The following is a 906-nucleotide window of genomic DNA, read 5'->3' on the forward strand; positions in this document are numbered from 1 at the left end:
TGAGGAGCGCAAGCACCTGTTTCTGGACCTCGTGAACTCCCTCGTGTTCCCGGACGAGAGTGCGGGCTTCACGGGCCTGGAGTACGCCGATCGAGAGCTCTCCGCCACTCGGGAGGCTGGAAAGAGTGTCTACCTCGATATCGTGGCCTGCATGGCGGACGGCACGCAGGTGGAGGTCGAGGTGCAGGTGAGGAACCGAAACGACTACCCCCAGCGCTCCACCTATTACCTGAGCGCGCTGCACGCCTCTCAGTTGAGGGCCGGAGACTCGTACCTGGACCTGAAAAAGACGATCTCGATCCACATTCTGGCGTTCAACCTGTTTGCGGGAGATCGTTTCCGCCGGGCGTTCAGCCTGTGCGACGAGGAGACGGGGGAGAGGCTGTGCGAGGATTTGAGACTGGTCTACCTGGAGGTGCCGAAGTACGTCCGTCAGGGGACGCCACGGAACCGTCTGGAGTACTGGCTGATGTATCTTGCGGGAATGGAGGCGAAGAAGATGCCTGAGGCGATGGTGCAGGACCCGATGATCGGCGAGGCGCTGGATTTGGAGAGGCTGTTTTTGCAGAACCACGAGGAACGTCTGCGCTACATTTTGAGTTACAAGGCGATGGTGGACGATCTGACGATCGAGGAGACGATCCGCCGGGCCGCCAGGGCCGAAGGGATTGCCGAGGGTGAGGCCAGGGGTAAGGCTGAAGGCATCGCTGAAGGAGAGGCCAGGGGTAAGGCTGAAGGCATCGCCGAGGGTGAGGCCAAAGGCATCGCCGCCACGGCGCGACGGATGTTGGTGCGGGGTGTCCCGCTGGAGCAGGTCGTTGACTTCACCGGCCTTTCCCCTGACGAGGTTGCGGCGCTGCAGCGGGGGATGGACAACTGATACCAATTCGCGTTTAATACGGATTG

General features: G+C 61.4%; 1 protein-coding gene. It reads left to right on the forward strand.

Translation table 11 applies throughout. The features are described from left to right. Nucleotides 1-880 (forward strand): Rpn family recombination-promoting nuclease/putative transposase (locus tag SY1_RS01020; RefSeq protein WP_208872512.1); only part of this gene is annotated, 880 nt, incomplete at its 5' end. Nucleotides 881-906: the final 26 nt, after the last annotated feature.

Source organism: Fretibacterium fastidiosum, assembly GCF_000210715.1.
Classification (GTDB): Bacteria; Synergistota; Synergistia; order Synergistales; family Aminobacteriaceae; genus Fretibacterium; species Fretibacterium fastidiosum.